We start from the raw sequence: 631 nt of genomic DNA, 5'->3' as shown, positions 1-631 counted from the left end.
GCAAGCCGAGCCAGATCCTCGGCAACCTCAAGGCCGACGGCTCGGTCTATGTCATCAACCAGAACGGCATCATCTTCGGCGGCACGTCGCAGGTCAACGTCGGGGCGCTGATCGCCTCGACGGCGGCCATCTCCAACGAGCAGTTCCTCACCAGCGGCCTCTACTCGACGCAGTCGGGCACGAGCTGGATCCCGAGCTTCACCAACGCCGGCGGCGCGGTGCGGGTGGAGGCGGGGGCGGCGATCACCACCACCGCGCCGACCGCGGTGACGGCGGGCGGCGGCTTCGTGCTGTTGCTGGGCCGGGAGGTGCACAACGCCGGCACGATCACGACGCCGTTGGGGCAGACGCAGCTGGCGGCCGGCAACGACTTCATCCTGCGCCGCGGCTACGGCACCGACGCGAACAGCTTCTCGACGACGCGGGGCAACGAGATCTCGCCGGTGGTCCGCGATGCGCTGGCGGTGGTCCAGAACACGGGGCTCATTTTCGCGCCGCAGGGCGACATCACGCTGGCGGGGCGGACGATCCTGCAGGACGGGGTGCTGCTGTCGACGACGTCGGTCAACACGCGGGGCACGATCCATCTGTTGAACGCCGCGACCGACACACTCGGCAGCATCACGCTCGG

1 protein-coding gene is annotated in these 631 nt (G+C 69.3%); it reads left to right on the top strand.

Annotation, left to right across the window (positions count from 1 at the left end; translation table 11 throughout):
- Positions 1 to 631: two-partner secretion domain-containing protein (locus AB4Z24_RS22515; RefSeq protein WP_441711890.1), on the top strand; the 631-nt coding region annotated here is incomplete at both ends.

Origin of the sequence: Hyphomicrobium sp. 2TAF46 (assembly GCF_052114865.1) — a bacterium.
GTDB lineage: Bacteria > Pseudomonadota > Alphaproteobacteria > Rhizobiales > Hyphomicrobiaceae > Hyphomicrobium_B.
This window is presented reverse-complemented; position numbering and strand designations above follow the sequence as displayed.